This window comes from Rothia sp. HSID18067 (assembly GCF_003989445.1).
Lineage (GTDB): Bacteria > Actinomycetota > Actinomycetes > Actinomycetales > Micrococcaceae > Rothia > Rothia aeria.
In genome coordinates this window covers 1-25,953 of sequence record NZ_RBMF01000001.1, presented here as the reverse complement: position 1 = coordinate 25,953, position 25,953 = coordinate 1, and the positions used below count along the sequence as shown (strand labels likewise).

30 protein-coding genes are annotated in these 25,953 nt (G+C 56.9%); 3 read left to right on the top strand and 27 right to left on the bottom strand.

Annotated elements, in window-relative coordinates:
* Positions 1 to 66 precede the first annotated feature (66 nt).
* Complete coding sequence (gene glmS, locus D8M23_RS00150; protein WP_126852958.1) at positions 67 to 1,950, bottom strand: glutamine--fructose-6-phosphate transaminase (isomerizing); 1,884 nt, start codon at positions 1,948 to 1,950, stop codon at positions 67 to 69.
* 191 nt (positions 1,951 to 2,141) lie between these two features.
* Here glmS and coaA point away from each other — a divergent pair, with 191 nt between their 5' ends.
* The 3 genes from coaA to mscL all read left to right on the top strand — a co-directional run bounded on the left by coaA (position 2,142) and on the right by mscL (position 4,560).
* Positions 2,142 to 3,098: a type I pantothenate kinase gene (gene coaA / locus D8M23_RS00145; protein ID WP_094757566.1), complete on the top strand. Its 957-nt coding sequence runs from the start codon at positions 2,142 to 2,144 to the stop codon at positions 3,096 to 3,098.
* 43 nt (positions 3,099 to 3,141) lie between these two features.
* On the top strand, positions 3,142 to 3,939 hold the full coding sequence (locus D8M23_RS00140) for a M15 family metallopeptidase (protein ID WP_126852956.1): 798 nt from the start codon (positions 3,142 to 3,144) through the stop codon (positions 3,937 to 3,939).
* Positions 3,940 to 4,191: 252 nt separating this feature from the next.
* Positions 4,192 to 4,560, top strand: a complete 369-nt coding sequence (gene mscL, locus D8M23_RS00135) for a large conductance mechanosensitive channel protein MscL (protein ID WP_126852954.1) — start codon at positions 4,192 to 4,194, stop codon at positions 4,558 to 4,560.
* Between the two features lie 163 nt (positions 4,561 to 4,723).
* On the opposite strand, the gene glmM is transcribed toward mscL, so the two are convergent.
* From glmM to D8M23_RS00005, 26 genes are all read right to left on the bottom strand, one after another.
* Positions 4,724 to 6,085 carry a phosphoglucosamine mutase gene (gene glmM, locus D8M23_RS00130; protein ID WP_126852952.1) on the bottom strand — a complete coding sequence of 454 codons (1,362 nt, stop codon included), beginning with the start codon at positions 6,083 to 6,085 and terminating at the stop codon, positions 4,724 to 4,726.
* 326 nt (positions 6,086 to 6,411) lie between these two features.
* Entirely contained in the window at positions 6,412 to 7,491 is a 1,080-nt protein-coding gene (gene ppk2 / locus D8M23_RS00125) for a polyphosphate kinase 2 (RefSeq protein WP_126852950.1), read from the bottom strand.
* Positions 7,492 to 7,850: 359 nt separating this feature from the next.
* Positions 7,851 to 8,348: a 30S ribosomal protein S9 gene (rpsI, locus tag D8M23_RS00120; RefSeq protein ID WP_006888782.1), complete on the bottom strand. Its 498-nt coding sequence runs from the start codon at positions 8,346 to 8,348 to the stop codon at positions 7,851 to 7,853.
* Between the two features lie 32 nt (positions 8,349 to 8,380).
* Positions 8,381 to 8,824, bottom strand: coding sequence for a 50S ribosomal protein L13 (gene rplM / locus D8M23_RS00115; protein ID WP_006888736.1), 444 nt, complete (start codon positions 8,822 to 8,824; stop codon positions 8,381 to 8,383).
* Positions 8,825 to 9,117: 293 nt separating this feature from the next.
* Entirely contained in the window at positions 9,118 to 10,218 is a 1,101-nt protein-coding gene (truA, locus tag D8M23_RS00110) for a tRNA pseudouridine(38-40) synthase TruA (RefSeq protein ID WP_174232413.1), read from the bottom strand.
* A gap of 134 nt (positions 10,219 to 10,352) precedes the next feature.
* The gene (gene rplQ, locus D8M23_RS00105; protein ID WP_037286295.1) at positions 10,353 to 11,045 is read right to left on the bottom strand and encodes a 50S ribosomal protein L17, sunset domain variant; all 693 of its coding nucleotides are present in this window, start codon (positions 11,043 to 11,045) and stop codon (positions 10,353 to 10,355) included.
* Between the two features lie 115 nt (positions 11,046 to 11,160).
* A complete protein-coding gene (locus D8M23_RS00100; protein ID WP_037234581.1) occupies positions 11,161 to 12,153 on the bottom strand; it encodes a DNA-directed RNA polymerase subunit alpha in 993 nt (330 codons plus the stop codon).
* A 144-nt stretch (positions 12,154 to 12,297) separates the two neighbouring features.
* Positions 12,298 to 12,702, bottom strand: a complete 405-nt coding sequence (gene rpsK, locus D8M23_RS00095; protein ID WP_006888779.1) for a 30S ribosomal protein S11 — start codon at positions 12,700 to 12,702, stop codon at positions 12,298 to 12,300.
* Between the two features lie 68 nt (positions 12,703 to 12,770).
* Positions 12,771 to 13,139, bottom strand: coding sequence for a 30S ribosomal protein S13 (gene rpsM, locus D8M23_RS00090; protein ID WP_005505026.1), 369 nt, complete (start codon positions 13,137 to 13,139; stop codon positions 12,771 to 12,773).
* Positions 13,140 to 13,306: 167 nt separating this feature from the next.
* Positions 13,307 to 13,420: a 50S ribosomal protein L36 gene (gene rpmJ / locus D8M23_RS00085; RefSeq protein ID WP_004005257.1), complete on the bottom strand. Its 114-nt coding sequence runs from the start codon at positions 13,418 to 13,420 to the stop codon at positions 13,307 to 13,309.
* A gap of 120 nt (positions 13,421 to 13,540) precedes the next feature.
* Entirely contained in the window at positions 13,541 to 13,762 is a 222-nt protein-coding gene (gene infA / locus D8M23_RS00080; RefSeq protein WP_006888715.1) for a translation initiation factor IF-1, read from the bottom strand.
* A gap of 211 nt (positions 13,763 to 13,973) precedes the next feature.
* Entirely contained in the window at positions 13,974 to 15,203 is a 1,230-nt protein-coding gene (gene rlmN, locus D8M23_RS00075) for a 23S rRNA (adenine(2503)-C(2))-methyltransferase RlmN (protein ID WP_126852948.1), read from the bottom strand.
* A gap of 137 nt (positions 15,204 to 15,340) precedes the next feature.
* Complete coding sequence (map, locus tag D8M23_RS00070) at positions 15,341 to 16,180, bottom strand: type I methionyl aminopeptidase (protein WP_006888741.1); 840 nt, start codon at positions 16,178 to 16,180, stop codon at positions 15,341 to 15,343.
* Positions 16,181 to 16,285: 105 nt separating this feature from the next.
* Positions 16,286 to 16,849, bottom strand: coding sequence for an adenylate kinase (locus D8M23_RS00065; protein ID WP_006888753.1), 564 nt, complete (start codon positions 16,847 to 16,849; stop codon positions 16,286 to 16,288).
* On the bottom strand, positions 16,846 to 18,153 hold the full coding sequence (secY, locus tag D8M23_RS00060; protein ID WP_006888706.1) for a preprotein translocase subunit SecY: 1,308 nt from the start codon (positions 18,151 to 18,153) through the stop codon (positions 16,846 to 16,848). The genes D8M23_RS00065 and secY overlap by 4 nt, the downstream gene beginning before the upstream one ends.
* A gap of 241 nt (positions 18,154 to 18,394) precedes the next feature.
* Positions 18,395 to 18,841 carry a 50S ribosomal protein L15 gene (gene rplO / locus D8M23_RS00055; RefSeq protein ID WP_006888780.1) on the bottom strand — a complete coding sequence of 149 codons (447 nt, stop codon included), beginning with the start codon at positions 18,839 to 18,841 and terminating at the stop codon, positions 18,395 to 18,397.
* Between the two features lies 1 nt (position 18,842).
* Positions 18,843 to 19,049 (bottom strand): 50S ribosomal protein L30, encoded by a 207-nt coding sequence (gene rpmD / locus D8M23_RS00050; protein ID WP_004005265.1) that lies wholly within the window; start codon positions 19,047 to 19,049, stop codon positions 18,843 to 18,845.
* Entirely contained in the window at positions 19,049 to 19,723 is a 675-nt protein-coding gene (rpsE, locus tag D8M23_RS00045; protein ID WP_006888721.1) for a 30S ribosomal protein S5, read from the bottom strand. Before rpsE ends, rpmD begins: the two co-directional genes overlap by 1 nt.
* A complete protein-coding gene (gene rplR / locus D8M23_RS00040; protein WP_006888729.1) occupies positions 19,723 to 20,085 on the bottom strand; it encodes a 50S ribosomal protein L18 in 363 nt (120 codons plus the stop codon). The genes rpsE and rplR overlap by 1 nt, the downstream gene beginning before the upstream one ends.
* Before the next feature lie 2 nt (positions 20,086 to 20,087).
* On the bottom strand, positions 20,088 to 20,624 hold the full coding sequence (gene rplF / locus D8M23_RS00035; RefSeq protein ID WP_126852947.1) for a 50S ribosomal protein L6: 537 nt from the start codon (positions 20,622 to 20,624) through the stop codon (positions 20,088 to 20,090).
* 24 nt (positions 20,625 to 20,648) lie between these two features.
* Positions 20,649 to 21,047 (bottom strand): 30S ribosomal protein S8, encoded by a 399-nt coding sequence (gene rpsH, locus D8M23_RS00030; RefSeq protein ID WP_006888793.1) that lies wholly within the window; start codon positions 21,045 to 21,047, stop codon positions 20,649 to 20,651.
* A 72-nt stretch (positions 21,048 to 21,119) separates the two neighbouring features.
* Positions 21,120 to 21,680, bottom strand: coding sequence for a 50S ribosomal protein L5 (gene rplE, locus D8M23_RS00025; RefSeq protein WP_006888718.1), 561 nt, complete (start codon positions 21,678 to 21,680; stop codon positions 21,120 to 21,122).
* A complete protein-coding gene (gene rplX, locus D8M23_RS00020) occupies positions 21,680 to 22,015 on the bottom strand; it encodes a 50S ribosomal protein L24 (RefSeq protein ID WP_006888716.1) in 336 nt (111 codons plus the stop codon). Before rplX ends, rplE begins: the two co-directional genes overlap by 1 nt.
* 3 nt (positions 22,016 to 22,018) lie before the next feature.
* Positions 22,019 to 22,390 carry a 50S ribosomal protein L14 gene (gene rplN / locus D8M23_RS00015; RefSeq protein WP_006888745.1) on the bottom strand — a complete coding sequence of 124 codons (372 nt, stop codon included), beginning with the start codon at positions 22,388 to 22,390 and terminating at the stop codon, positions 22,019 to 22,021.
* 372 nt (positions 22,391 to 22,762) lie between these two features.
* On the bottom strand, positions 22,763 to 24,385 hold the full coding sequence (locus D8M23_RS00010; RefSeq protein ID WP_126852945.1) for a YncE family protein: 1,623 nt from the start codon (positions 24,383 to 24,385) through the stop codon (positions 22,763 to 22,765).
* Positions 24,386 to 24,535: 150 nt separating this feature from the next.
* The coding region (locus tag D8M23_RS00005) for an LPXTG cell wall anchor domain-containing protein (RefSeq protein ID WP_126852943.1) at positions 24,536 to 25,953 on the bottom strand (1,418 nt) is incomplete at its 5' end.

Sequence of the window (25,953 nt, the reverse complement as noted above, 5' to 3'; positions counted from 1 at the left end):
AGCGCCCGGCAGCACCTGGGGTGCACGCCGGACGCTTGTGGCAGTTCCTGACAGAGCGGGGTTGCGCTACTCTACGGTCACCGACTTGGCGAGGTTACGGGGCTGGTCAACGTCCAGTCCTTTCGCCTCAGCAAGTGCGCACGCAAAAATCTGCAGCGGCACGGTGGCCAGCAGGGGCTGCAGCAGAGAAGGCGCAGCGGGAACAGTGATCAGACGATCCGCGTAGTCCTTGACGGCTTCGTCTCCTTCTTCGGCGATCACGATGGTGAAGGCGCCGCGAGCGCGCACTTCCTGAATATTGGAGACGACCTTGCCGTGCAGGGATTCACGCCCCTGCGCGGAGGGCACAATGATGATAACGGGCTGGCCCTCTTCAATCAGGGCGATAGGACCGTGCTTCAGCTCGCCGGCGGCGAAGCCTTCGGCGTGGATGTAGCTGATCTCTTTGAGTTTAAGCGCGCCTTCAAGGGCAACAGGGAACCCAACGTGACGGCCCAGGAAGATCACCGAAGAGGTATCTTTCATCTCGGCACCAAGTTCCTTCACGAGGGTATCGTTGTCGATCACCTTCTGGATCTTGGCGGGCATCTTCTGCAGCTCACCGAGGATGGCGGAGATTTCGTCCTTGTACTTGTTGCCGCGAAGCTGCGCCAGGTACAGACCCAGCAGGTATGCTGCGGTAATCTGCGCCAGGAACGCCTTGGTTGATGCAACCGCGATCTCAGGACCGGCGTGGGTGTACAGCGCCGCATCGGATTCACGCGGCAGGGTTGATCCGTGGGTGTTGCAGATGGAGATGACCTTAGCGCCCTGCTCGCGGGCGTGACGCACCGCCATGAGGGTATCCATGGTTTCACCGGACTGCGAGAGAGCCACAATCAGGGTCTTCTCGTTTACGATGGGGTCGCGGTAGCGGAACTCATGAGCGAGCTCGACCTCGGTGGGGATACGGCACCAGTGCTCGATAGCGTAGCGCGCAACCTGACCCGCGTACGCTGCGGTACCGCAGGCCACCACAATGATCTTATCGATCGAGCGCAGCACGGAGTCATCGATATTGAGCTCGTCCAGAACGAGGTTGCCTTTTTCGTCCATGCGTCCCATGAGGGTCTGCTCAACGGCGGTGGGCTGCTCGTGGATTTCTTTCTCCATGAACGAGTTGTAGCCGCCCTTTTCCGCCGCTGCGGCGTCCCATTCGATGTGGAAGGGTTTGCCTTCGGCGGGGTTGCCGTCAAAGTCAATAATCGAGTAGTCGGTGCTGGTGATGGTGACAATCTGATCCTGCCCCATCTCCACGGCTTCTTTGGTGTGATCGATAAACGCCGAAACGTCAGAGCCCAGGAAGTTCTCGTTCTCCCCCAGGCCGATCACCAGCGGGGAGTTACGGCGGGTTGCCACCACCTGGTCGGGGTGGTCTGCGTGCACCGCAAGGATTGTGAACGCACCTTCCATACGGTTTGATGCCACGCGCACGGCCTCGGTTAAGTTACCGGTGCCGAGCTTGTTATAGCTGCTTGCGATCAGTGCGGCAGCTACCTCGGTATCGGTCTGGGACTGGAACTCGGCCCCTTCAGCGAGCAGTTCGGCGCGCAGTTCAGCGAAGTTTTCAATAATACCGTTATGCACTACCGCAAGGCGGCCGTGATCGACCACGTGCGGGTGCGCATTAGTGTCGGTGGGCCCGCCGTGGGTGGCCCACCGAGTGTGACCGATACCGATCCGTGATTCGGTGAGAGGAGCTTGCGCAACCTCGTTTTCCAGGTTAATGAGCTTGCCCGCTTTCTTGCGGAATTCGATGCCGTCGGGGCATACGAGCGCAACACCGGCAGAGTCATAGCCGCGGTATTCCTGGCGGCGTAGACCTTCTAGAACCACATCATATGCATTGTGGCTAAATTTATGACCGTCTGGTGCTGAGCCCAGACCTACGTATCCAACGATTCCACACATACTCAAAAGTCTATCTTATTGCTAGCGGTTCTCTGCGCGTTTGGGGGCCGGTTGGGCCTGTGAGCACAATGGGGTTCACCACCCCCGTTTCTTTTCGTTAGGTGCACCACACCCCCGGGGCGTTGTTCCCTGTCGGGGGCGCTAAGGGCCCGGTTTAGCGCGCCGGTGACAAAAACCCTACACTTGAGGTCATGAGCTCAGCATCTACTTCTGCCGCTTGGTCGCGTTTTACCGAGCTGGAACGCACCCGCTGGTCGCGTCTTTCCGCCGAAATATCGGTGCCGCTGACCGGCGCAGAGATCGAAGACTTAAGGGGTTTAGGCGAGACGATAGACCTTGAAGAAGTGCAGCAGGTGTATCTTCCGGTGTCTCGCCTGCTGAACCTGTATGTGAACGCTGCCTCGTCACTGAACCATATGACGAACGATTTTTTGGGGGTTTCGCAGCGGCGGGTACCGTTCATCATTGGTGTGGCGGGCTCGGTCGCTGTGGGCAAGTCCACAACAGCCCGCGTGTTGCAGGCGTTATTACGCCGCTGGCCTTCCACCCCGAAGGTGCAGCTCGTCACCACTGACGGCTTCCTGTACCCTAATGCCGAGCTGCAGCGTCGCGGCATTATGCACCGTAAGGGCTTCCCCGAGTCTTTCGATCGCAGAGCCCTGCTGGAGTTTGTATCCGCCGTCAAATCGGGTGTGCCGCAGGTTTCGGCACCCAAGTACTCGCATCTGTATTACGATATCCTGCCCGATGAGCGGATTGAGGTGAACACCCCGGACGTGCTGATCCTGGAGGGGCTGAACGTGCTCGCCCCCGCCGGTACGGAAGGCCCCGAAACATCGGATTTGACGCTCAGTGATTTTTTCGACTTCTCCATCTACGTGGATGCGCTCACTGAAGATATTCAACGCTGGTACGTGGAACGTTTCCTTTCCTTGCGTTCTTCGGCGTTTTCTAACCCCAATTCGTATTTTAGGCGTTATGCTGAGCTGGACGATACGCAAGCGGCAGAGGTTGCTACCGGTATCTGGAAGTCCATTAACGAGCCGAACCTGGTACATAATGTACTTCCAACCCGTGCCCGTGCCCACCTGATACTGCAAAAGGACGCTAACCACAGCGTGCAGCGGGTGCTTTTGCGTAAAAACTAGATGCGTTCGTGTGGCGTGCGCATCACCGACGAATGGAGATATTATGACCGTGCACCGAACAGCCGATATTTTTTCGCGCCGTGCCGCGCTTGCTCTCGCTGGCGGCGGAGCGGGCGCCTTATTATTGGCGGCCTGCGGTTCGGGTGATGGTACTTCGGGTGTATCAAACTCGGCTTCTTCTACTGGTTCCGCTTCTGAAGGGTCGGGTGGTGCGGGCTCAACGGCTGCGGCTGGCTCCAGCCCTTCGGCCGCATCGGCGAGCACCGAGACAAACCCGGGGTCCTTAAGAGTAATTGTGAACAAGATGCGCCCGTTCTCCCCTAAGGAGTGGGAGCCTGAGGACCTGGTAGATTTTGAGGGACACCAGCTGCGGGCTGAGGCGGCCGAAGCAGCGAAGAAAATGATGCGGGCCGCGAAGCAGGAGGGCGTGGAGCTGACGGTTAGCAGCGCCTACCGTTCGTACGCAGTACAGCAGCAGACCTATCAGCACTGGGTTGAGGTGAACGGCAAGCAGAAGGCAGATACGCTCTCGGCCCGCCCCGGATATTCGGAGCATCAGACTGGTCTTGCCATTGATTTTGGGTCGGCGCAGGAGGGGTGCTTGCTGGAAGAGTGCTACAAGGACACGAAGGCCGGGCGGTGGCTGGCCGAGCACGCCCCCGAGTACGGCTATATTCTGCGCTTCCCTCAGCAGCAGCAGGGTATTACTGGCTACATTTTTGAGCCGTGGCACTACCGGTATTTAGGCGTTGAGCTTGCCAAGGAGTACACAGCATCGGGAGCGGACACTTTGGAGGAGTTCTTTGGCACGGGGGCTGCCCCGAATTATGAGGAGTCTTAGAGCGGTGACTGACCGTCACTGAGGGCTCACCCTGAACGACAGGCTTAACTGTATATTTAGTGAAGTACTGAGGGGGCACATATGGAGAGTGTGTCCCCTCTTATGCTCGAATTTATGCGGTTAATAAATGCATCTCTGATAGACTGCTGAACATTTCCAGAAAGTTATTTGTGAATAAAAACACAAGGGTTTTTGTCTATATTCTGAGACACCTCTCGAAATCTGCACCTGATTATGGTTATCCTTAATCACATGCTTAAAGGTTTTAAAGATTTTATTCTCCGTGGCAATGTCCTTGATCTTGCGGTCGCTTTCATCATGGGTGCTGCGTTCAACGAGGTCGTGAAGGCTCTCGTTAATTCTATTCTGATGCCTGCCATTTCTATGGTTGTTGGCGTTCAGAATTACGATAACTTCCTGGCATTTGGCGATGTCAAGGTTGGCGTGTTCCTGACTGCTGTTGTCAACTTCTTGCTGGTTGCTGCCGCCCTGTACTTCGCGGTAGTGATGCCTATGAAGAAGCTCAACGCAAGGGTCAGCAAGAAAAAGGCTGAAGATATGGAAGACACTGAGCTGTCCCTGTTGAAGGAGATCCGCGACTCCCTCGCCACCAAGAAGTAAGCTTCCCGTTCGTACCTGTATTTAACAGGCTTAACCTATCCCGTTCTTTCCCACCGGAAAGAGCGGGATAGCTGCTTTAAAGCGTCATACCCACAACAGGGACACCAATAATGAAAGGGCACCGACGGAGCAAGCCGTCGGTGCCTTGTGCGCATTATAGGGTTTATACGAGTTTCAGCTCTTTAGTGACAACATCAGCCAGCTGCTGGGCGACCTCGTCAGCCTGTTGTTGAGCTGCGGCTTCCACCATTACCCGCACCAGCGGCTCGGTACCGGAGGCACGCAATAGCACGCGCCCGCTGTGCCCCAGTGTTTTCTCGGCATCAGTCACTGCGGCGGTGAGTGCCTTATTGGTTTTCACACCGGCCCTGTCTACGTTCTTCACGTTAATGAGGCGCTGCGGGGTGGGCTTCATGCGGGCTGCCAGCTCCGATAGTTTCTTCCCGCTCCGGGCCACTTCGGCCGCCAGGTGAAGGCCTGTCAGCACACCGTCTCCGGTGGTTGCATAGTCGCTCATAATCACGTGCCCGGATTGTTCGCCACCCAGGTTATAGCCGTTTTCGCGCATGGCCTCCAGCACGTAGCGGTCCCCTACCCCAGTGCGCACTAGGTTAATGTCGTGCTCTTTCAGATATAGTTCCAGCCCCAGGCTGCTCATGACGGTCGCCACGAGTGTATCCTGCGCCAGAGTGCCAGCGTTTTTCGCTGCTACAGCAAGAATCGCCATAATCTGGTCGCCGTCCACGAGCTTGCCGTTCTCATCCACGGCTTGGCACCGGTCAGAGTCGCCATCGTGAGCAATACCCATGTCGGCGCCGTGTTTTATGACGGCTTCTTGCAGCTTCTCGGGGTGGGTTGAACCCACACCGTCGTTAATATTCGTGCCGTTCGGTTCCACAGCTAGAGTAACTACCTCAGCGCCCAGTGCCTCAAATGCGGCGGGCGAGACGGAGTAAGCGGCACCATTCGCGCAGTCAAGCACAATCTTTTGGCCCGCCAGCGGTTTTTCCTCCGACAGGGTGGACACCAGATGATCCACGTACACTGAGGCGCCATTACTGAGAGGACGCACAGTACCTACCGCACCGCCGGTGGGGTACCGGAATGCTTTGAGCTTATACACGTGCTCAATGGCGTCTTCGACCTTGTCCTCAAGCTTCTGACCGCCGCGTGCTAAGAACTTAATGCCGTTATCGGCAGCGGGGTTGTGTGAGGCAGAAATCATCACCCCAAAATCGGCGTCGGTGTGGGCCACCAGGTAGGCAGCGGCCGGGGTGGGGACTATCCCCGCGTCAAGCACATCAACACCGGCGCTGGCGAAACCAGCCTTCATTGCCGCGCAAATGAAGTCTGCGGATGCCCGAGAGTCGTTAGCGATAACCGCCCGGGGACGTACCCCGTCAGCAACGGTATCGAATCCCAGTACAATAGCTGCTGCCTGGGCAAGTTCTAGAGCGAATTCCGGGGTGATCGCCGAATTGGCGAGGCCACGCACCCCGTCGGTTCCAAATAGTCTTTCAGTCACACTCCCATTCTACGGGGTACTGAGAGATTCTTCAGGCAGGTTTGGTCAATAGCAATGATCACATCATTAAAATTTTTATTAAATATTCATTTAAAAAATTAAGATTATATAAATTAATTGCGCCCTGCAAGGAAAAACTTGCGGGACGCAACTGCATTCTTCTATCAACCCGATAATAGATTATTCGTTAAATTTTTTTATGTATTACCCGTATTATTCGGAGTGTAATAGCAATAAAGTTTTATAGCACCGCACCCACCCGGTGTGTCAGTGACTTTTTCCAGGTGGGTGCAGGCCTCAGGGTCTACCCTTGTACGTGGGCTAGGCTACTGAACGACGGGGAAACCTTCCGGGTCGCTGCCGCCTTCCTCCTCAAATACATCGGTTGCCGACCGAACAATAAGGGGGTCGCAGGTGCCCACCACTTCATGGTCCTTAGAGGGGTAGTCGAACTGCGAGAGCACATAGCGCATTGCCTCTAGACGGGCACGTTTCTTATCATTCGACTTAATTACGGTCCACGGGGCATCGCCGGTGTGAGTGTAGAAGAACATTGCCTCCTTGGCGGCAGTGTAATCATCCCACTTATCAAGTGAGGCAAGGTCGGTGGGTGAGAGCTTCCACTGCCGCACCGGGTCGGTCCGGCGCGAGTTAAAACGCGCCAGCTGCTCCTGCTTGGTGACAGAGAACCAGAACTTAATGAGCTTAATGCCGGAGTTCACCAGCATACGTTCCAGGTCGGGAACCTCACGCATGAACTCAAAGTACTGCGTCTGGGTGCAGTATCCCATCACCCGTTCAACACCGGCACGGTTGTACCAGGAACGGTCCATCATCACGATCTCCCCGCCTGAGGGAAGGTGTTTAATGTACCGCTGAAAGTACCACTGGGTCTGTTCAATGTCGGTGGGTTTCTCCAGCGCAACCACACGGGCGCCACGCGGGTTCAGGTGTTCGGTAAAGCGCTTAATAGATCCACCCTTACCAGCGGCATCGCGCCCCTCAAAGATGATCAGGATTTTCTGGCCCGTGGCTTTTGCCCACAGCTGGAGCTTCAAAAGCTCAATCTGCAGGGCTCGCTTTTCTTTCTCGTAGGCTTTACGCCCCAGTTTCTTATCGTACGGATAGCCGATTTTCCAGGCGTCGCTCTTATTGTCGTCTTTTTTGCTGCCGTTTAGTGCGTGCGTTAAGGAAGCCATTTCGTCCAATTCCGCGGCATAGTCTTCCACTACCGAGGTACGGCGAAGCTGAGGCCTAAGAGCCTGCTTAATGGCTGCCCGCTTATCGGAGGTGGATGCGCCACTTTTTTCGGTCTCAAAGACAGCCTTCTCACTTACAGAATGGGCTGTAACGGACTGATCTTCTACAGTGGTGGCCTGCTCCGTTGCGGGGTTTTTCTCCGTCATACTGTCTCTTCCTGTTGTGTCTACTATGACCTTTTAACTGTATCGAAATCACCCTCTAAGTGACAACCGTTACAGTTACACGTACCCTTATGGTTACTACCCAAGCCCCGCCGCTGTGCCCTTTCAGCGGCACTATTACCGTGGGCCTACTCCCCCGATATATGTGTTTCTTTCAACGCCCATACAAACGGGGTACTCTGCACGCACCGCCACTCTGCCTCTGCTCTGTTATCCCACTACTAAACCGCAGCAGCAAGAAGAGCTCCAGACTAACCTCGATAGCTTCAGGGGTAAAGCAAAGGCCCTGCAGCCCCACCTGAGGAGAGCTGCAGAGCCTGCAAACCACGCAGAACCAGCGATTAACGCTTGGAGAACTGCGAAGCTTTACGTGCCTTCTTAAGACCGGCCTTCTTACGCTCAATGACGCGTGCGTCACGGGTGAGGTAGCCTGCCTTCTTCAGCGCGGGACGGTTGTTCTCACGGTCGATCTCGTTCAACGCGCGAGCAATGCCCAAACGCAGCGCACCAGCCTGACCGGAGGGGCCGCCACCGTTAATGCGTGCGATCACGTCGTAAGCGCCCTCAAGTTCCAGAATCTTGAACGGCTGGTTCACGTCCTGCTGGTGCAGCTTATTGGGGAAGTAGCTATCCAGGGCGCGGCCGTTAATGGTCCAGTTGCCGGAGCCGGGGATAACGCGCACACGCGCCACTGCTTCTTTACGGCGGCCAACTGCAGCACCTGCAACAGTCAGTGCCGGACGGCTTGCCTGTGCAGCCGCCGCTACGGGGGCTGCGGATTCCGAGGTGTAGCTGGTCAGCTCTTCCTCGACTACGATCTGCTCTTCGTTCTGAGCCACGATTTCTCCTATTGTTTCTTCGTAGGCCCGAATTACTGGGCGACCTGGTTGAATTCGTAGGTCTTGGGCTGCTGTGCCGCGTGCGGGTGCTCGGGGCCAGCGTAGACCTTCAGCTTCTTGATCTGCTGTGCAGCCAGCTTGTTCTTGGGCAGCATGCCCTTCACAGCCTTCTCAACCGCACGAACAGGGTTGGTTTCAAGAAGCTCTGCATAGTTAACGGACTTCAGACCGCCGGGGTAACCCGAGTGGCGGTATGCACGCTTCTGTTCAAGCTTTGCACCGGTCAGGGCGACCTTCTCAGCATTCACGATGATCACGAAATCGCCGGTGTCCACGTTAGGGGTAAAAGTCGGCTTGTGCTTACCGCGCAGCAGGATAGCGGTCTGGCTTGCGAGGCGACCGAGCACCACGTCGGTGGCATCAATGATGTGCCACTGGCGCTCAATTTCGCCGGGCTTAGGAGTATAAGTGCGCAAAATATTGGCCTTTGTCTCGAAATGTACATTCGGCGCTTAGTTGGGTATCACGCCTATTACTACGTGCATGACGAATCCGGGTGAGGACCGAATGCTCGCCCGTCCTAGCCCGTACCCCGCGGCACCTTAACGTCCTGCAACTAGACAGTGCCGCAGAGCGCGCTCGGGTAGAACACGCACAACTGTCAAAACTATACAGGACTTTAAACGCTTAATCCACACGGAACCCTCATCCGTGTGGATTTAAACGTTAAAATAAACCAGCACCTTTTAGGGGCCGGGCTATGACCGGTTTACCCTGCGGCTGCGGCGGTACGCGTCCGACGGGCACGTTCCGCCTGCGCCCCGTACTCTTCAGGAGCCGGGTAGTAAATCTCAGCCAGTGATAGGCCCTGAGGGGGTGCCAACGTCAGAGAGGCATCGCGCGCCGGGGAATCAATCAGTCCCCGCAGCCATTCGCGGGTGCGCTTGCCGCTGGCATACAGTACCAGAGCCCCAATAATGGAGCGCACCATATGGTGGCAGAAGGCATCAGCAACGATATGGGCCTCAATCAGGCCCTCTTCGGTGCGCATAAAGTTCAGAATCCGCAGTTCACGAATAGTCGTAGCACCCTCACGGGGCTTACAGAACGACAGGAAATCACGCAACCCCAACAGGTCTGCGGCGGCCTCGTTCAGAACACTCGGGGTGAGCCTCTCAGGGACGCCCCACGTGAAGGTGCGCCGCAGCGGGTCGGGGCCCGCCTGCTGCCCATCGGCAATGCGGTAAATATAACGACGGCCAGTCGCTGAGAAACGTGCATCAAAGTTAGCGGGCATCTCGCACACGCGGTGAATACGTATTGCCCCCTGCATTACGCCGTGCATACTCATGGGCAGGCCCAATTTTACCTCGGCCTCCCCCAGCGTGCGGCGCAGGGCCCCGGTAAGGCGGCGGTGCAGGGTGCACGCCGGATCCTGATTACCCTCACGTCCGGTGAGTTTCTGCCATGTCTCTTCTGTTATGTCCAGATGCACAGTCTGCGCCTCAGCGTGCACACCGGCATCGGTACGGCCTGCGACCGTCACACGGTGGGGTGAGCGCAGAATAAGTTCCAACGCAGATTCCAGAACACCTTGGACCGTCACCCGGCTGGGCTGCCTCGCCCACCCGCTAAAGAACGAGCCATCATACGCCAAGTCGATACGTACCCTACGCAGCCCCGGAGCTCGCACGCTAATAGCGGCGTCAGCGAAATCATCGCCGCAGCGCATGGCTATTAAGGCTGGATCGTATTCCTGCATCTCAAAATCCTGAACGCTGTCTTCCTGCACACCTGCTTCCCAGAGGGCCAGCATCGTATTCTCCTTGTGGTTGGTTGAGTCGGTGAGTGTGAGCCAGTGCTCTTCCACCATACCCGCCAAACAACCGGTAAAGAAACTACAACGAGAAAATAAGTAAAATTTTATCAAATTGATATAAAAGCAGGCCCGCCCCCACAGAACGTGGGGGCGGGCCTGCACAAAGCATCAGATGATCGCCACAACTACTCGGCGGACACCTTCTGAGCCGCTGCGCCACCAGCCGGTGCGTAACCTGCTGCTTCAGCTGACTCGGCCGAGTCGAACCAAATCTCAGCAATAGTGTTCGCATACCAGCGGGAACCGGGCACATGGTACTTCATTGAGTCGGCGTTACCCTTCACCTCAAAGCCCTTGGGAGCCTCACCAGACTCCAGCGGGGGGTGAGCACCCGTGGGCAGGTCAGCAGACTTCCCTGCTTCCTCAGCAGCGGGCTTTGCCTCAGCCTTCTCAGCCTTGGGAGCATCAGCAGCCTTTTCAGCAACCTTGGTAGCCTCTGCAACGGCGCCCTTGGTAGCCACCGGCTCCATCACGAGCTCAATCACAGCCATGGGGGCGTTGTCACCCTTACGGTTACCAATCTTAATGATGCGGGTGTAGCCGCCGGGACGCTCCGCCATTGCCGGGGCGATCACAGTGAACAGCTCGTGCACCACAGACTTATCGGTAATGGAACGCAGCACGCGGCGTCGAGCAGCGAGATCGCCCTTCTTACCGAAAGTAATGAAACGCTCCGCCACCGGGCGCATACGCTTCGCCTTGGTGAGGGTGGTGGTGATGCGCTTGTGCTGGAACAGCTGCGCAGAAAGGTTATTGAGCATCAGACGCTCATGGGTCGGGGAACCGCCAAGGCGAGGACCCTTAGTGGGAGTAGGCATAATTATTTCTCCATAGTTTACGTTCCGTCGCTCCAGTAGCCTCAGAGCTTAGGAACCAAGTTTGACTAACCCCGGTTTACCGGGTGAACTGTACGGTCGGAATGGTCCGTGGGGATTATTCGCCGGAACCGTCTTCGTCGTCGAACGCGCGGACTACGGGCTCAAACCCGGGAGGGGAATCCTTCAGGGCTAGGCCGAGCTCGTGAAGCTTTGCCTTGACCTCATCAATGGACTTGGCACCGAAGTTACGGATATCCATGAGGTCGGCCTCGCTACGGGTCACCAGCTCACCCACAGTGTGGATGCCCTCACGCTTGAGGCAGTTGTACGAGCGGACGGACATGTTCAGGTCCTCAATCGGCAGCGCCATATCAGCGGCGATGGACTCGTCCACCGGGGACGGACCAACCTCAATACCCTCGGCAGCAACGTTGAGTTCACGTGCTAGCCCGAAGAGCTCGACTAGGGTGCTACCAGCGGATGCGACGGCATCGCGCGGTGCGATAGCTTCCTTAGTTTCAACATCCAGGGTCAGGCTGTCGAAGTCGGTGCGCTGCTCCACACGGGTCGCATTCACGTTGAAGGTGACTTTCAGAACCGGTGAGTAGATAGAGTCAACCGGGATGCGGCCAATCTCTGCGTCACCAATTTTATTCTGAGCAGCAGACACGTAGCCGCGGCCACGCTCGATAGTCAGCTCAGCGTTAAAGTTCGCCTTATCGTTCAGGGTAGCGATGTGCAGATCCGGGTTGTGGATTTCTACACCGGCGGGCACCTCAATATCGCCTGCGGTGAGCTCACCCTCGCCCTGCAGCCGCAGGTAGGCGACCACGGGCTCGTCGTTCTCAGAGGAAATGGAGAGTTTCTTGATGTTCAAGATAATCTCGGTCACATCCTCGGTCACACCTGCAATGGTGCTGAACTCGTGAAGCACACCGTCGATACGGACGCTGGTCACGGCAGCACCGGGAATGGAGGACAGCAGGGTACGACGGAGCGAGTTGCCCATGGTGTAACCGAAGCCCGGCTCAAGGGGCTCAATGGTGAAGCGCGAACGGTTCGGCGCTACGACCTCTTCAGTCAGAGTGGGGCGCTGTGCAATAAGCACTTTGTTTCCTTTCGGTGGACTCCGCTATATGAGCCCACAGGTTGGGGAAAACAGGATTCAGGAAGCAGACGGTAGTCTGTACTCTGCTCGCAAGGCATAGCCCGTAACACGGGTGGCCCTGCGAGGGACAGGGACGGAACCCTACTAGACGCGACGGCGCTTAGGCGGACGGCAGCCGTTGTGCGCAACGGGGGTGACGTCCTGGATCGAGCCGACCTCTAGGCCTGCTGCCTGCAGCGAACGAATGGCGGTTTCACGACCGGAACCGGGGCCCTTGACGAATACATCCACCTTTCGCACGCCGTGCTCCTTGGCGCGGTTAGCAGCGGCTTCGGCGGCCAGCTGTGCGGCATAGGGGGTGGACTTACGGGAGCCCTTGAAACCCATGTCACCTGCGGAAGACCACGAGATCACTGCACCGGTGGGGTCGGTAATGGAGACAATAGTGTTGTTGAAGGTCGACTTAATATGAGCCTGACCAGCAACGATGTTCTTGCTAACCTTGCGGCGGGTCTTACGAGCAGCCGCGGCGCGAGTCTTGGGAGGCATTTTTGATTCTCCTACAAAGGTTTACTAATACGTTGGCCGATAGCGATGATCCGGCTGAGCAACGTTGCTTACTTCTTCTTACCTGCGACGGTACGCTTCGGGCCCTTGCGGGTACGTGCGTTGGTCTTGGTGCGCTGACCGTGAACCGGCAGGCCGCGACGGTGACGCAGACCCTGGTAGCTGCCGATTTCAACCTTGCGGCGAATATCGGCTGCAACCTCGCGGCGAAGATCACCTTCAACCTTGTAGTTGCCTTCGATGAAGTCACGAAGAGCCACAAGCTCCTGGTCGGTGAGGTCCTTAACACGGGTGTCAGGGTTCACGCCGGTAGCAGCGAGGGTTTCGTGAGCACGGGTCTTACCCACGCCGTAAATGTAAGTGAGAGCAACTTCCACGCGCTTTTCGCGGGGAATATCAACTCCAGCGAGACGTGCCATACTGGCTTCTCCTTGTTGTTTTCCAGAGGTCTATAGCATCACTGCCCGGGCGTACCCGGTCCCCGGCCTCTGAGTCCGGAGGTATCCGCCTGCGCCCCGTATAAGGGACGATGCGGAGCGGTGCCTATGACGGTTCCACCGTTTGGTGGGTTTATGGCGACCGGGGCTTAGCCCTGGCGCTGCTTGTGGCGCGGGTTTTCGCAGATCACCATGACCACACCGTGACGGCGGATCACTTTGCATTTATCGCAGATCGGCTTAACGCTCGGCTTGACCTTCATCGCATTCCTTTTGATTGCAACTTGATAACTGGCGAGATAAGAGGTTCCGTCAAAACGCGGAACTATTTATCCCTGTGAACACGACTTAAACGCCGCCGAAGCGACGTTTAATCATCGGGTTTATTTGTAACGGTAGACAATACGACCGCGAGAGAGGTCGTAGGGGCTCAGTTCCACTATCACACGATCCTCAGGCAGGATTCGGATGTAGTGCTGACGCATCTTGCCTGAAATGTGGGCAAGGACCTTGTGGCCGTTTTCCATCTCAACGCGGAACATCGCGTTAGGTAGGGCTTCCACCACGTGGCCTTCAATTTCGATGACGCCGTCTTTCTTGGCCATATCCTCCGCTAACGTCGGTGCCCGGAGCCTAATGCGCCGGGCAATCTAATATTCTGCTGTGAGCCCTCGCCGACATACGAGAGTATCGGCGCGGGGCGTTCCACACCTAAAATGGGTGCACTTAACGCCGGCACAAACTACCAGCTATTAACTTTACGACACGCCCGGCCATAACACAACTTGGGAGGCTATGCTTCACCACACACTGCTGTTATTCTTCTTCCTTGGCGGCAAGCTGACCGCAGGCACCATCAATATCAGAACCGCGAGTATCGCGAATTGTCGTTGGGATACCGTGTGCCCGCAGGCGCTCCACAAAATTCTGCTCCACGCCCTTACGCGATGCTGTCCATTTTGAGCCGGGGGTCGGATTCAACGGAATAGGGTTTACATGCACCCATCCGCGGCCGCGCTGCGCGAGCTTTTTCCCCAGCAAATCGGCGCGCCATCCCTGGTCGTTAATATCGCGAATCAGCGCATATTCAATTGAGATGCGCCGCCCGGTCGTGCGGTAATAGTCGTATGCGGCATCCAGGGTCTCATCAACCTTCCACCGCTGGTTAATGGGAATAAGCTCATCGCGCAGTTCATCATCCGGCGCGTGCAGCGAGAGGGCAAGCGTAATCGGCAGTTTCTCCAGCTCAAACTTGCGGATACCGGGCACCAATCCCACGGTAGACATCGTCAGTCCGCGCGCGGAAATACCCAACCCTTCGGGGGCGGGATCGATCAGGCGGTGCACCGCACCCATCGTTGATTTATAGTTTGCCAGTGCCTCACCCATGCCCATAAACACAATATTGGAGACGCGTAGCGGGCGGGTATCTTCCGACCCTCCATCGGCCTTGTCAAGACCCTTCATCTGCTTCAGATAGCGTGCCCCAGCAACTACTTGATCCACGATTTCTGCGGTCGAAAGATTGCGGGTGAGCCCCTGCTGCCCGGTGGCACAAAAGGGGCAGTTCATCCCGCATCCAGCCTGCGAGGAAATACACATGGTGACGCGGTTGTCATACCGCATAATGACCGATTCAATAAGCGCCCCATCGAAAAGACGATGTACTACTTTGAGGGTATCCCCGCCGTCAGCTTCTAGGGTTCGCACGGGAGTTAGCAGCTGCGGCATTGCGCGGGATACTATCTCATCACGGTCCCGGGCAGGCAGGTCTGTCATCTGCGTCGGATCGTTAACCAGTCGTTCGAAATAGTGCTTTGAGAGCTGCGATGCACGGAAGTGCTGGTATCCCAGTTCCTTGAGGAATTCACGACGCCCCGCCATATCAAAATCGGCAATATGCTTGGGCGGTTTAGTGCGCCGGGGTGCTTTGAGCGCAATTTTTCCCGGTTCGGGGCGCACGCTTGAAATCTCCACGGGTACTTTGGTGGAGCGCGACGTGGAATCGGTTGAAGCTGCGGTGCAGCCAGCGAAGGTTTCGGTCATGGTTTCTTCCTGTCGTCTGTGTGGTGTGAGGTCAGTACCTCATCAGGTGAGGAACCGGTTGCCCGGCGGTATTCTGGAAGCCGTGTGGGAGGGTACCTCAAGTGCAGCAGCCGCACGGTCCGCTGTGGGGCGGTGTCTTAGTCGGCGGGGATCTCTCGTACCTCCACGCCCAGCTCCGCAAGTTCCTTAGCTCCCCCGTCCTGTGCAGTAAGCACCCAGATCCCGTCCCGGTGAACAGCAACCGAATGTTCCCATTGGCAGGCATCAGAGCCGTCAGCAGTCACGACCGTCCAGTCGTCCTGGAGCACGCGTGTGGCAATACCCCCGGTGACGAGCATCGGTTCAATAGCGAATGCCATACCGGGCTTAATTTTCGGGCCTAAATCACGTGCCGCATAGTTCAGTACATCTGGGCGCATATGCATTTGGGTGCCAATACCGTGCCCCACATAGTCTTCAATAATGCCGTACTTATCCCCCGCCTGCTCACGCACGAACCCTTCAATAGCAACTCCGACCTCCCCCACTTTTTTGGCGGTAGCCAACGCCGCGATACCGTGCCACATAGCAGCGCGAGTGATCTCCGAAAGTTCACGCCGTTCCTGGGACACTTCACCCACTAAGACGGTGCGTGCTGAATCGCCGTGCCACTGTTTACCGGTTGCCGGGTCAATAATATAGGCGCCGCCGTCAATGGAGAGAATATCCCCCTCTTTGAGCCTGTAGTCGCCAGGAATACCGTGCACCACCTCGTGGTTTACGGAGGTGCAAATACTGGCCGGGTAGTCGTAGTAGCCGTAGAAGTTCGAGATGCCGCCCTGCTCCTGCAGGCTTTCTTCGAAGACGCGGTTAATCTCTGCGGTGCTCACTCCTGGCTGGGCGGCGGCAACCGCTGCGTCGAGCGCTCGGGACGTAATTAACCCGGCGCGTGACATATGCGCCAGTTGGGCATTGGTTTTAATCTCGACTCGTGCCACGGTGTTTACCCTTCATTCAGTGCGGTGCGGCGGGTGCCGTATCTATCCAAGCTTAAAACGCTGTGCCCCCGCAAGTTCTTGCGGGGGCACAAGTCACGGTTTCCGCTAGTTAAGGGCCGAGAGGATACGATCGGTCACCTCAGCGATCTCGCCAAGGCCGTTTACTTCTTTGACGATACCGCGTTCACGATAAATCGCGATCAGCGGTGCGGTCTCCTCTTCGTACACCTTCAGGCGGTGGCGGATGACCTCTTCATTATCGTCGGTGCGGCCCTGTTCGGCGGCACGGTTCAGCAGACGCGCCACGAGCTCATCGTTATCAGCGACCAGCAAGAGCACACGGTCGAGCTGCTGATGAGTTTCGGCGAGGATCGAATCCAGTTCATGCACCTGCGCGGTGTTGCGGGGGTACCCGTCCAGCAGGAAGCCGTTGGCGGTGTCTGCCTCAGCAAGGCGCGCCCGCACCATCCTGTTCGTCACAGAATCGGGAACTAGGTTGCCGGAGTCGATATACGACTTGGCTTCTTTACCCAGGTCGGTTTCTTCCTTAATGTTTTTGCGGAAGATATCGCCTGTGGAGATCGCCGGGATGTTCAGTTTCTCGGCGATTTTTACGGCTTGAGTGCCTTTGCCGGCCCCCGGGGGGCCAACGATCAGCAGACGGTTCATCGAAGCAGTCCTTCGTAGTGTCGTTGTTGGAGCTGGGCGTTAATCTGCTTGAGGGTATCAAGCCCAACGCCCACCACGATCAGCAGCGAGGCGCCACCGAACGGGAAGTTCTGGTTTGCCTGGAATAGAATCAGTGCAACCAGCGGAATCATAGAGATAACCGCCAGGTAGAGCGAGCCAGGCAGGGTGATACGGTTCAGCACGTAGCTGAGGTAACGCTCGGTAGGTTTGCCGGCTCGAACACCGGGGATGAACCCACCGTATTTCTTCATATTATCCGCCACTTCAACTGGGTCGAAAGTCACCGACACATAGAAGTACGTGAATCCCAGGATGAGGAAGAAGTACAGGGTAATGTACAGCGGGTGGTCGCCGCGCACCAGGTAGGTGTTAATCCAGCTGACCCACTCCGGCGGAGGCGAGCCGTTATTGGGGGTGTTCAGCTGGGCGATAATGCCGGGCAGGCTCAGCAGGGAGGAAGCGAAAATCAGCGGAATCACACCGGCCATATTGACCTTGAGCGGAATATAGGTGCTGGTGCCGCCAATGGTGCGGCGCCCAATCATCCGTTTTGCGTACTGCACGGGCACACGGCGTACCGACTGTTCCACGTAGACCACGGCGAGCATCACCACAAGGCCCACACCGCACACGGCCCAGAAAACCATTGCGCCCTGCTGACGCTCAATAGCGCCAAGTGCGTTCGGGAAGGAGGAGGCGATGGAGGTGAAAATCAGCAGTGACATGCCGTTGCCCACGCCGCGTTCGGTGATCTGCTCACCCATCCACATGATCACGGTGGTACCTGCGCACAGGGTGATAATAATCAGCAGAACATGCCAGATGTCGTCAACGGGGATAATGTTCGGGCAGTTCCCGATCAGTGCGCCGCTGCGGGCCATCGACACAATGGTGGTGCCGTTCAGAAGCGCGAGGGCAATGGTGAGATAACGAGTGTACTGTGTGAGTTTAGCCTGTCCCTGAGCCCCTTCATCGTGTAGCTCTTGGAAACGCGGGATGACCACACGCAACAGCTGAATAATGATGCTTGCGGTAATGTACGGCATCACGCCCAGTGCGAAGATAGACAGCTGCAACAGGGCGCCACCGCTGAAGAGGTTAACGATGTCATAGATTCCGTGGTTACTGCCGTTATTGGCGATACACTGCTGAACGGTGCCGTAGGAAATACCGGGGGCAGGGATGAAAGTGCCCATGCGGTATATCACGATCATGCCCAGGGTAAACAGCAGCTTGCGTCGCAAGTCGGCGGTCTTTAGGACGCGCCCGAATGCGCTAAGCACATGTCCTCCTGAAATTCTTGGGGTGTGCACGCCCTAAGGCTAACCTTAGCGGGTGCGTTAAACACATACCTTCCAGTCTAACCCGTTCACGGCGTTTGTCGATAACCGTGCCCACGAATACCGCCTATTTCTACTCTCTGAGCATGATTTAGTGTGCAATAACACCGTGCGGTTGCTGACTGGAAAAGAACGACCCCCGCAGGGGTAAAAACCTGCGGGGGTCATACCTGTAGTGTGAAAACTACTTGACGGTCACAGAACCGCCAGCGGCTTTGATCTTCTCAATAGCGGAAGCCGATGCCTTGTCAACGGTTACGTTCACCTTCACAGTGATCTCGCCGTTGCCCAGAACCTTCACGGGCTGGTTCTTACGAACTGCACCCTTAGCCACCAGCTCGGCGACGGTTACGTCACCGCCGGAGGGGAAAAGCTCCTGGATACGGTCCAGGTTTACCACCTGGTACTCGGTGCGGAACGGGTTCTTGAAGCCGCGCAGCTTCGGCAGGCGCATGTGCAGCGGCAGCTGGCCGCCTTCGAAGCCTGCACGAACCTGGTAGCGTGCCTTGGTACCCTTGGTACCGCGACCTGCGGTCTTACCCTTGGAGCCTTCACCGCGACCTACGCGGGTCTTTGCCTTGTGGGCACCCGGTGCCGGGCGCAGATCGTGAATCTTGATAGCGTCTGCCATCTTACTTGACCTCCTCAACCTTCACCAGGTGAGCAACGGTGTTAACCATGCCAACGGTGACGGGGTCAGCAGTGCGCACTACCTTGTTGCCCGGGCGCTTCAGGCCGAGGGAACGCAGGGTGTCGCGCATGTTCTGCTTCTGACCAACATAGGACTTGACCTGGGTGATTTCCAGCTTTGCGTCACTGGGCTGAATACGCTTAGCCATTACGCACCTGCCTTATCGGACTTGGTGTTGCGCAGGTAGCTGGGGATAACCTCGTCTGCGGGCAGGCCACGGCGGGCTGCCACTGCCAGAGGCTCTTCCAGCTGCTTGAGTGCTGCAACGGTTGCGTGAACGATGTTGATCTGGTTAGCTGACCCCAGCGACTTGGAGAGCACATCGTGAATACCGGCGCACTCCAGCACCGCACGCACGGGGCCACCAGCGATCACACCGGTACCGGCGGTTGCCGGGCGGAGCATCACAACACCTGCGGCTGCCTCACCCTGCACACGGTGCGGGATGGTGCGGTCCTCGATGCGGGGAACACGGAAGAAGTTCTTCTTCGCTTCCTCAACACCCTTGGAAATAGCCGAGGGAACTTCCTTGGCCTTGCCGTACCCGACGCCGACCATACCGTTACCGTCACCAACAACGACCAGAGCGGTGAAGCTGAAACGACGGCCGCCCTTCACCACCTTGGCAACACGGTTAATGGCAACAACGTGCTCAATGTACTTGTCTTTTTCCTCTTCGCGTGCGCGGTTGTTCTTACGGTCACCGCGGCCGCGACGCTCGCCGCGGTTGCTGCGGCGATCTTCGCGCTGCTTGGAGGTCTCAGCGGTTTCAGCTACGGTTGCTTCGCTCACCTGAGTTTCCTTTTCGTTCTGCTCGCTCATTAGAGTTCCAGACCCCCTTCGCGTGCACCATCAGCAACTGCTGCAACACGACCGTGGTACTTGTTACCGCCGCGGTCGAACACAACGGTTTCGATACCCGCAGCCTTCGCGCGCTCTGCGATGAGTTCGCCAACACGCTTAGCCTTAGCGGTCTTTGTCAGTTCGGTTGCTGCACGCAGATCCGCTTCCATGGTCGATGCCGATGCCAGGGTTACGCCCTTCACATCGTCAATCACCTGAACGAACATGTGACGGCTCGAACGGGTGACGCACAGGCGCGGACGCGCCGCAGTACCCGAGATGTGCTTACGCAGACGAGCGTGACGACGTGCACGCTGCGCTGCTTTCGACTTAATAGCCATGTTTACTTACCAGCCTTCCCGACCTTGCGGCGGATGTGCTCACCTGCGTAGCGAACACCCTTGCCCTTGTAGGGGTCGGGCTTACGCAGACCACGAATGTTTGCTGCAACCTGACCAACCTGCTGCTTGTCGATACCCGACACGGTCAGCTTGTTGGGGCCCTCCACGGTGAAGGAGATACCTTCGGGGGCCTCAATGTTGATCGAGTGGGAGTAACCGAGAGCGAACTCAAGGTCTTTACCCTTGGCGGTCACACGGTAACCGGTGCCAACGATCTCGAGCTTCTTCTCGTAGCCCTGAGTCACACCAATGATCAGGTTCTGGATCAGGGTGCGGGTCAAACCGTGCAGTGAACGCGACAGACGTTCATCATTGGGGCGGGAAACGGTAATTTCGTTCTCGTTCAGGTCCACAGTAATGGGGGCGGCCACAGTGTGGCTCAGCTCGCCCTTGGGGCCCTTAACGGTCACCAGGTTGCCATCAACCTTCACCTCAACGCCAGCCGGAATCGAGATGGGGAGACGTCCAATACGTGACATTATTCTCTTCCTTTCTCTAACCGACTACCAGATGTAAGCGATGACTTCGCCGCCCACGCCCTTCTTCGCAGCCTGCTTGTCAGTGAGCAGACCCGAGGAGGTGGACAGGATTGCGGTACCGAGGCCGCCCAGAACCTTCGGCAGGTTCGTGGACTTTGCGTAGGTGCGCAGACCCGGCTTGGAAATACGGCGCACGCCAGCGATAGAACGCTCACGGGACGGACCGTACTTGAGGACGAGAGTCAGGGTCTTACCGACCTTGGCTTCCTCTTCCTTAACGTCAGCAATGTAACCCTCAGCCTTCAGGATCTCGGCGATACGAGCCTTCAGCTTGGAGTAGGGCATAGATACGGTGTCGTGGTATGCCGAGTTTGCGTTGCGCAAACGGGTCAGCATATCTGCGACCGGATCAGTCATAGTCATGTGGGCTCTTGCCCTTCCTCGTTGTGGTTTCCCCCGCCGCCTGTTGTGCGGGTGGGACCTACAACGTAGTCGTTAGTTGGTCTTGAACGGGAAGCCCAGTGCCTTCAGAATGGCACGGCCTTCATCATCGGTCTTGGCGCTGGTCACCACGGTAATGTCCATACCACGCACGCGGTCGATCGAATCCTGATCGATTTCGTGGAACATGGACTGCTCGGTCAGACCGAAGGTGTAGTTACCGTTACCGTCGAACTGGCGGTCCGAAAGTCCGCGGAAGTCGCGGATACGGGGCAGGGCCAGGGTGACGAGGCGGTCCAGGAATTCCCACATGCGGTCGCCACGCAGGGTGACGTGCGCACCAATGGGCATGCCTTCACGCAGCTTGAACTGTGCGATGGACTTCTTCGCGCGGGTAACAATCGGCTTCTGACCGGTGATGGCGGTGAGGTCGCGGATAGCGCCGTCCATGAGCTTTGCGTCGCGAGCTGCCTCGCCAACACCCATGTTCACAACAACCTTAACGACCTTCGGGATCTGCATGACGTTCTCGTACTTGAACTCTTCCTGCAGAGCGGGAACGACGACCTCAGCGTACTTGGTTTTGAAGCGGGGGGTGATCTTGGTTTCGCTCATTAGATGTCCTTACCCGAGCTCTTGGCGTAGCGCACACGAACGGTGCGGGTCTTGCCGTTACGCTCTACAGTCTCTTCACGGAAACCAACACGGGTCGGCTTCTTGGTTTCGGGGTCAACGATCGCAACGTTCGAGACGTGAATCGGTGCCTCAACCTTCTGAATGCCGCCAGCAGCGCCGGTTACGGGGTTGGCTTTGGTGTGCTTGGTGACGACCTTAACGCCCTCAACAATCACGCGGTTTTCCTTAGGGATAACCTTCAGAACCTTACCCTGCTTGCCCTTGTCTGCACCGGAAATAACCTGAACCAGGTCGCCGGACTTGATCTTAGCCATGAGTTAGAGCACCTCCGGAGCAAGCGAAACGATCTTCATGAACTTCTTATCGCGAAGTTCACGGCCCACAGGGCCGAAGATACGGGTACCGCGAGGATCACCATCGGTGTTCTTCAGGATCACTGCGGAGTTCTCGTCGAACTTAATGTAGGAGCCGTCTGCTCGACGGGTTTCCTTCTTGGTGCGGACGACTACGGCTTTCACCACGTCGCCCTTCTTTACGGTACCGCCGGGGATAGCATCCTTGACGGTTGCGACAATAACGTCGCCAATGCCTGCGTAGCGACGCGAAGAACCACCGAGCACACGGATGGTCAGGATTTCCTTCGCACCGGTGTTGTCGGCGACCTTCAGTCGCGACTCCTGCTGAATCATATTTCTCCTGTCGTCTCGCCGGTTCCGACACGCAGTAAGCGCGAGCCAGCCTTGCGGAACATTTTTACGGGATTGGGTGACGCCCCGGGCCCAACACTATGCAGTGAGGGTTAGCGGAAACGCCTGGGGTAGCCCATGCCAACAGCATCTGGACCCGCGTGAAGCGGGCGTAATCCACCCGCGTAGCGGCATTATGCTTTGGCACGAGAAACCCGTGGTTGCGCGCGCGAATCTGTATGCGCGCACGCATTCTTAAAAATATACCGGAGATTTAGCGGTAAAACAAAGAAAATGCCGCAGGTAGGATGCGCGCCACATTTGAGACACGCCTATCCGCCCCGGTTACTCCTTCCGGATACTCATCCCACGGGGCTAGGGAAATTTGGGGTATCCTGCAAAATCAGTGTGCTGCACAGATGTATCCACGGTGGCTACCGCTGGTGCAGGCACGTGGCGCTCTGCCTCTACAATACGCACCGGGATTCCCAAGGAGCGCGCAATATCGCCCTCTGCTTCCCCAGAGCGGACAGTAATAACATGCTCTTGCCCGGCCTTCCACCCGGCGGGGAATTCTACAGAGGCGGTCAACAACGCCCCAAAATGCGCCGCCTGAACCTGAACACGCGCCAGCTCTACCCCATCCCCGTCGATAATCACCTCGGACCCAACGCGTGGGCCGTATCCGGGATGCTCTTTGAACCATCCCGAACCCGTTATCTGAATCGGGTACCCTTCAGGCAGCTCTGCAAGTATCTCAACACCAGCACCATCGTCTTCAACAAGAACCCGCAGCGATGGGGAGAATACAGGAAAAACCGTGGCATCCGGCTCACCGTGCACCTGCACCTGCACACGCGTTATAGAATCCGCGTCAATAGTGCGCGGCTTTTCACCAGTGCGCTCTTCAGTATCCGCCGCAGTAAATTTACCCGTGAACGGATCAATATGGAACGACACCCGCACCTGCTTGTGCTCGCCCGCCTTATCGGATACAAGCACCGCCCCATCAGGAAGCAACACCTGGTGATTGGTTTTCGTCTCACTCACGCGGATCTCCCCCAACACTTTTCGGCTGGCAACGTCAATAATGCCAACAGTTCCACCAATAGGCTCAGGCGAACGGGGCGCACCGAAATCAGTCACATACAGTAGAGCTTTGGCAGCGTCATAGAGGATATCGGTTGGCATTTTGCCGTAGGGGATAAAATCTAAGGGTTCTCCTTCAAGGCTGAGAATATGAACACCGGAGTTACGGCCCTGCACACCCTGAGTGGAGACATAGAGCTCACCGCGCGCGCCGCTGACTTCAACACCGTGCACCACAGCAGGTAGGGTCTTGTAATCGGCGGCAGGCACATCATAAGTTCGTACATGTTCCGCGGTATTGAGATCTACCACTAAAATCTGGTTATTCATAATGTCGGGAATGTACAGTTCACGTTTTTCATCTAAGGCAATAGGCCCCAGAAGCATCGCTTCGGAGCCGCCGCTCTGCGTAGTGAGGTAGTGGTAGTTCACCTCAAAAGTGTCGAGGTCTACAGTGCAGTACCCTCCTGAAGTGGTGATATAGGCGCGGTTTCCGGGCGTATCAATAAATAATTCGCGCAGCTGCCATATCTGCTCCCCCACCGCCAAACTATCCCATACCAGGGACAGGTCATCCTGGTTATACACTGTGACGGACCCGGTGCTTGCGCTGCCAACCCACAAAGTTCCGCGTTCGTTATCGAGTGCTAGCCCAAAAGCACCCTGCAGCTGGTATTGCCCTTTCACCAGGTCTCGGTTATCGGAGGTCACGGGCAGCTGCGCGAGTGCTTTGATACGCAAAGTATCGGGGTCAATGCGCGCAATGGTTGAGGTGGTGCTTCCGTGGGCGCGGGCATAGTTAAAGGTTCCGGTCACGAACAGCTGCCGTGTTGTGGGGTTGTGCGCTAGCTGGTATTGCCCAGGAATACCCTGCGCTTTAAGGAGGTTAGCGGTAACAGTCTGAGCCATAATGAAAGATTCTTCTCACAAAAATATAGGAGGCGGATATTTAATGTGATGGGGCGGGTACTCCCTACTCTTGAGGAAGTACCCGCCCCTATCATAGACGCGCTATGCGCTGTTTTACTAGCCTAAAGCGGTGTAACCGACTTTATCCGTTTAGGCTGAAGTGCGGCGACGTGCCACCATGACCGAACCTGCAACGAGCGCAGCCGTGCCAGCACCCAGGGCTACCCACATCCCTGAGGCACCAGTGTTAGCAAGCGTCCGTGAGGAGGACTTGGTAGCGGCAGTGGTTGCAGAGCCGGAGCCCCGTGCCTCGCCGCTCGTAGTACCAGTAGACCCGCCACTGGTGGTCGTGGAATCGCCGGTTACAGCGGAGTCGTGGTCGTTATCCTTGGCAGCTGCAATACCATTGGCGTCGCCCTTGGCTGCGCCGTTAGCGTTGGCGTCTGCGCCCGCGTTAGCGTTTGCATTGCCTCCAGCGTTTGCATTAGCGTTACCGCCTGCGTTTGCGTTGGCATTGGCGTTATCGCCCGCGTTAGCGTTGCCACCAGCGTTGTTACCACCAGCATTATTACCGCCACCAGCAACAATAGTCACATCGTTAGCTTCACCACCACGAGGGGTATCACCCTTCTTCATGGAGCCACTCAGCAGGTTAACGCTGACCTCATCACCAACGTTCGGTACAGCAACACCCTCCTTCACCTGATCTGCACCCGGGAAAGGAATCTCAGCGGTGAAGTTACCGTTAGCATCTGCCTGGATGTACAACCACACACCGGTGCTGTTACCCTTCTTACCCTCAAAAGTAGCGTCCACCTTAGGAGCCAGAGCACCACCATTGAGCTTAACAGCGATCACCGAACCGCTAGTACCATCCTGAGTCTTGAAACCCTCACCACGGATCTTCAGCGGCTGACCAACCTGCCACTGCTCAGGAATGTACACCTTGGCACCATCATCGTAGGTGTGAACATCTACTTCACCAACTACGTTATTGCCACCCTGGTTGGGGTCGGCCTGGTTACCACCCTGGTTTGCACCAGCATTGGCATTGCCACCAGCGTTGGCATTACCGCCTGCGTTTGCATTATCAGCAGCATTGGCGTTACCACCAGCGTTAGCGTTTCCGCCTGCATTGGCGTTACCACCGGCGTTAGCATTGTTACCGCCACCAGCGTTATTGCCGCCGCCCTGGTTTGCACCAGCCTTAGCATTGTCGCCACCGCCAGCGTTATTACCGCCAGCCTTAGCATTGTCGCCGCCGCCAGCGTTTACATTGCCACCAGCGTTATTGCCGCCGCCCTGGTTTGCACCAGCCTTAGCATTGTCGCCACCGCCTGCGTTATTGCCGCCAGCGTTAGCGTTGTTACCGCCTGCGTTATTGCCGCCAGCCTTAGCATTGTCGCCGCCGCCAGCGTTATTACCGCCAGCGTTTACATTACCACCAGCGTTATTGCCGCCGCCCTGGTTTGCACCAGCCTTAGCATTGTCGCCACCGCCTGCGTTATTGCCGCCAGCGTTAGCGTTGTTACCGCCTGCGTTATTGCCGCCAGCCTTAGCATTGTCGC

Coding starts and splice junctions, on each gene's coding strand:
- glmS (WP_126852958.1), bottom strand. CDS start 1,950: ATGTGTGGAATCGTTGGATACGTAGGTCTGGGCTCAGCACCAGACGGT.
- coaA (WP_094757566.1), top strand. CDS start 2,142: ATGAGCTCAGCATCTACTTCTGCCGCTTGGTCGCGTTTTACCGAGCTG.
- D8M23_RS00140 (WP_126852956.1), top strand. CDS start 3,142: ATGACCGTGCACCGAACAGCCGATATTTTTTCGCGCCGTGCCGCGCTT.
- mscL (WP_126852954.1), top strand. CDS start 4,192: ATGCTTAAAGGTTTTAAAGATTTTATTCTCCGTGGCAATGTCCTTGAT.
- ppk2 (WP_126852950.1), bottom strand. CDS start 7,491: ATGACGGAGAAAAACCCCGCAACGGAGCAGGCCACCACTGTAGAAGAT.
- rplQ (WP_037286295.1), bottom strand. CDS start 11,045: ATGCCTACTCCCACTAAGGGTCCTCGCCTTGGCGGTTCCCCGACCCAT.
- rpsK (WP_006888779.1), bottom strand. CDS start 12,702: ATGCCTCCCAAGACTCGCGCCGCGGCTGCTCGTAAGACCCGCCGCAAG.
- rpsM (WP_005505026.1), bottom strand. CDS start 13,139: ATGGCACGTCTCGCTGGAGTTGATATTCCCCGCGAAAAGCGCGTGGAA.
- rpmJ (WP_004005257.1), bottom strand. CDS start 13,420: ATGAAGGTCAAGCCGAGCGTTAAGCCGATCTGCGATAAATGCAAAGTG.
- infA (WP_006888715.1), bottom strand. CDS start 13,762: ATGGCCAAGAAAGACGGCGTCATCGAAATTGAAGGCCACGTGGTGGAA.
- rlmN (WP_126852948.1), bottom strand. CDS start 15,203: ATGACCGAAACCTTCGCTGGCTGCACCGCAGCTTCAACCGATTCCACG.
- D8M23_RS00065 (WP_006888753.1), bottom strand. CDS start 16,849: ATGAACCGTCTGCTGATCGTTGGCCCCCCGGGGGCCGGCAAAGGCACT.
- rplO (WP_006888780.1), bottom strand. CDS start 18,841: ATGGCAGACGCTATCAAGATTCACGATCTGCGCCCGGCACCGGGTGCC.
- rpmD (WP_004005265.1), bottom strand. CDS start 19,049: ATGGCTAAGCGTATTCAGCCCAGTGACGCAAAGCTGGAAATCACCCAG.
- rpsE (WP_006888721.1), bottom strand. CDS start 19,723: ATGAGCGAGCAGAACGAAAAGGAAACTCAGGTGAGCGAAGCAACCGTA.
- rplR (WP_006888729.1), bottom strand. CDS start 20,085: ATGGCTATTAAGTCGAAAGCAGCGCAGCGTGCACGTCGTCACGCTCGT.
- rplF (WP_126852947.1), bottom strand. CDS start 20,624: ATGTCACGTATTGGACGTCTCCCCATCTCGATTCCGGCTGGCGTTGAG.
- rpsH (WP_006888793.1), bottom strand. CDS start 21,047: ATGACTATGACTGATCCGGTCGCAGATATGCTGACCCGTTTGCGCAAC.
- rplE (WP_006888718.1), bottom strand. CDS start 21,680: ATGAGCGAAACCAAGATCACCCCCCGCTTCAAAACCAAGTACGCTGAG.
- rplX (WP_006888716.1), bottom strand. CDS start 22,015: ATGGCTAAGATCAAGTCCGGCGACCTGGTTCAGGTTATTTCCGGTGCA.
- rplN (WP_006888745.1), bottom strand. CDS start 22,390: ATGATTCAGCAGGAGTCGCGACTGAAGGTCGCCGACAACACCGGTGCG.
- D8M23_RS00010 (WP_126852945.1), bottom strand. CDS start 24,385: ATGGCTCAGACTGTTACCGCTAACCTCCTTAAAGCGCAGGGTATTCCT.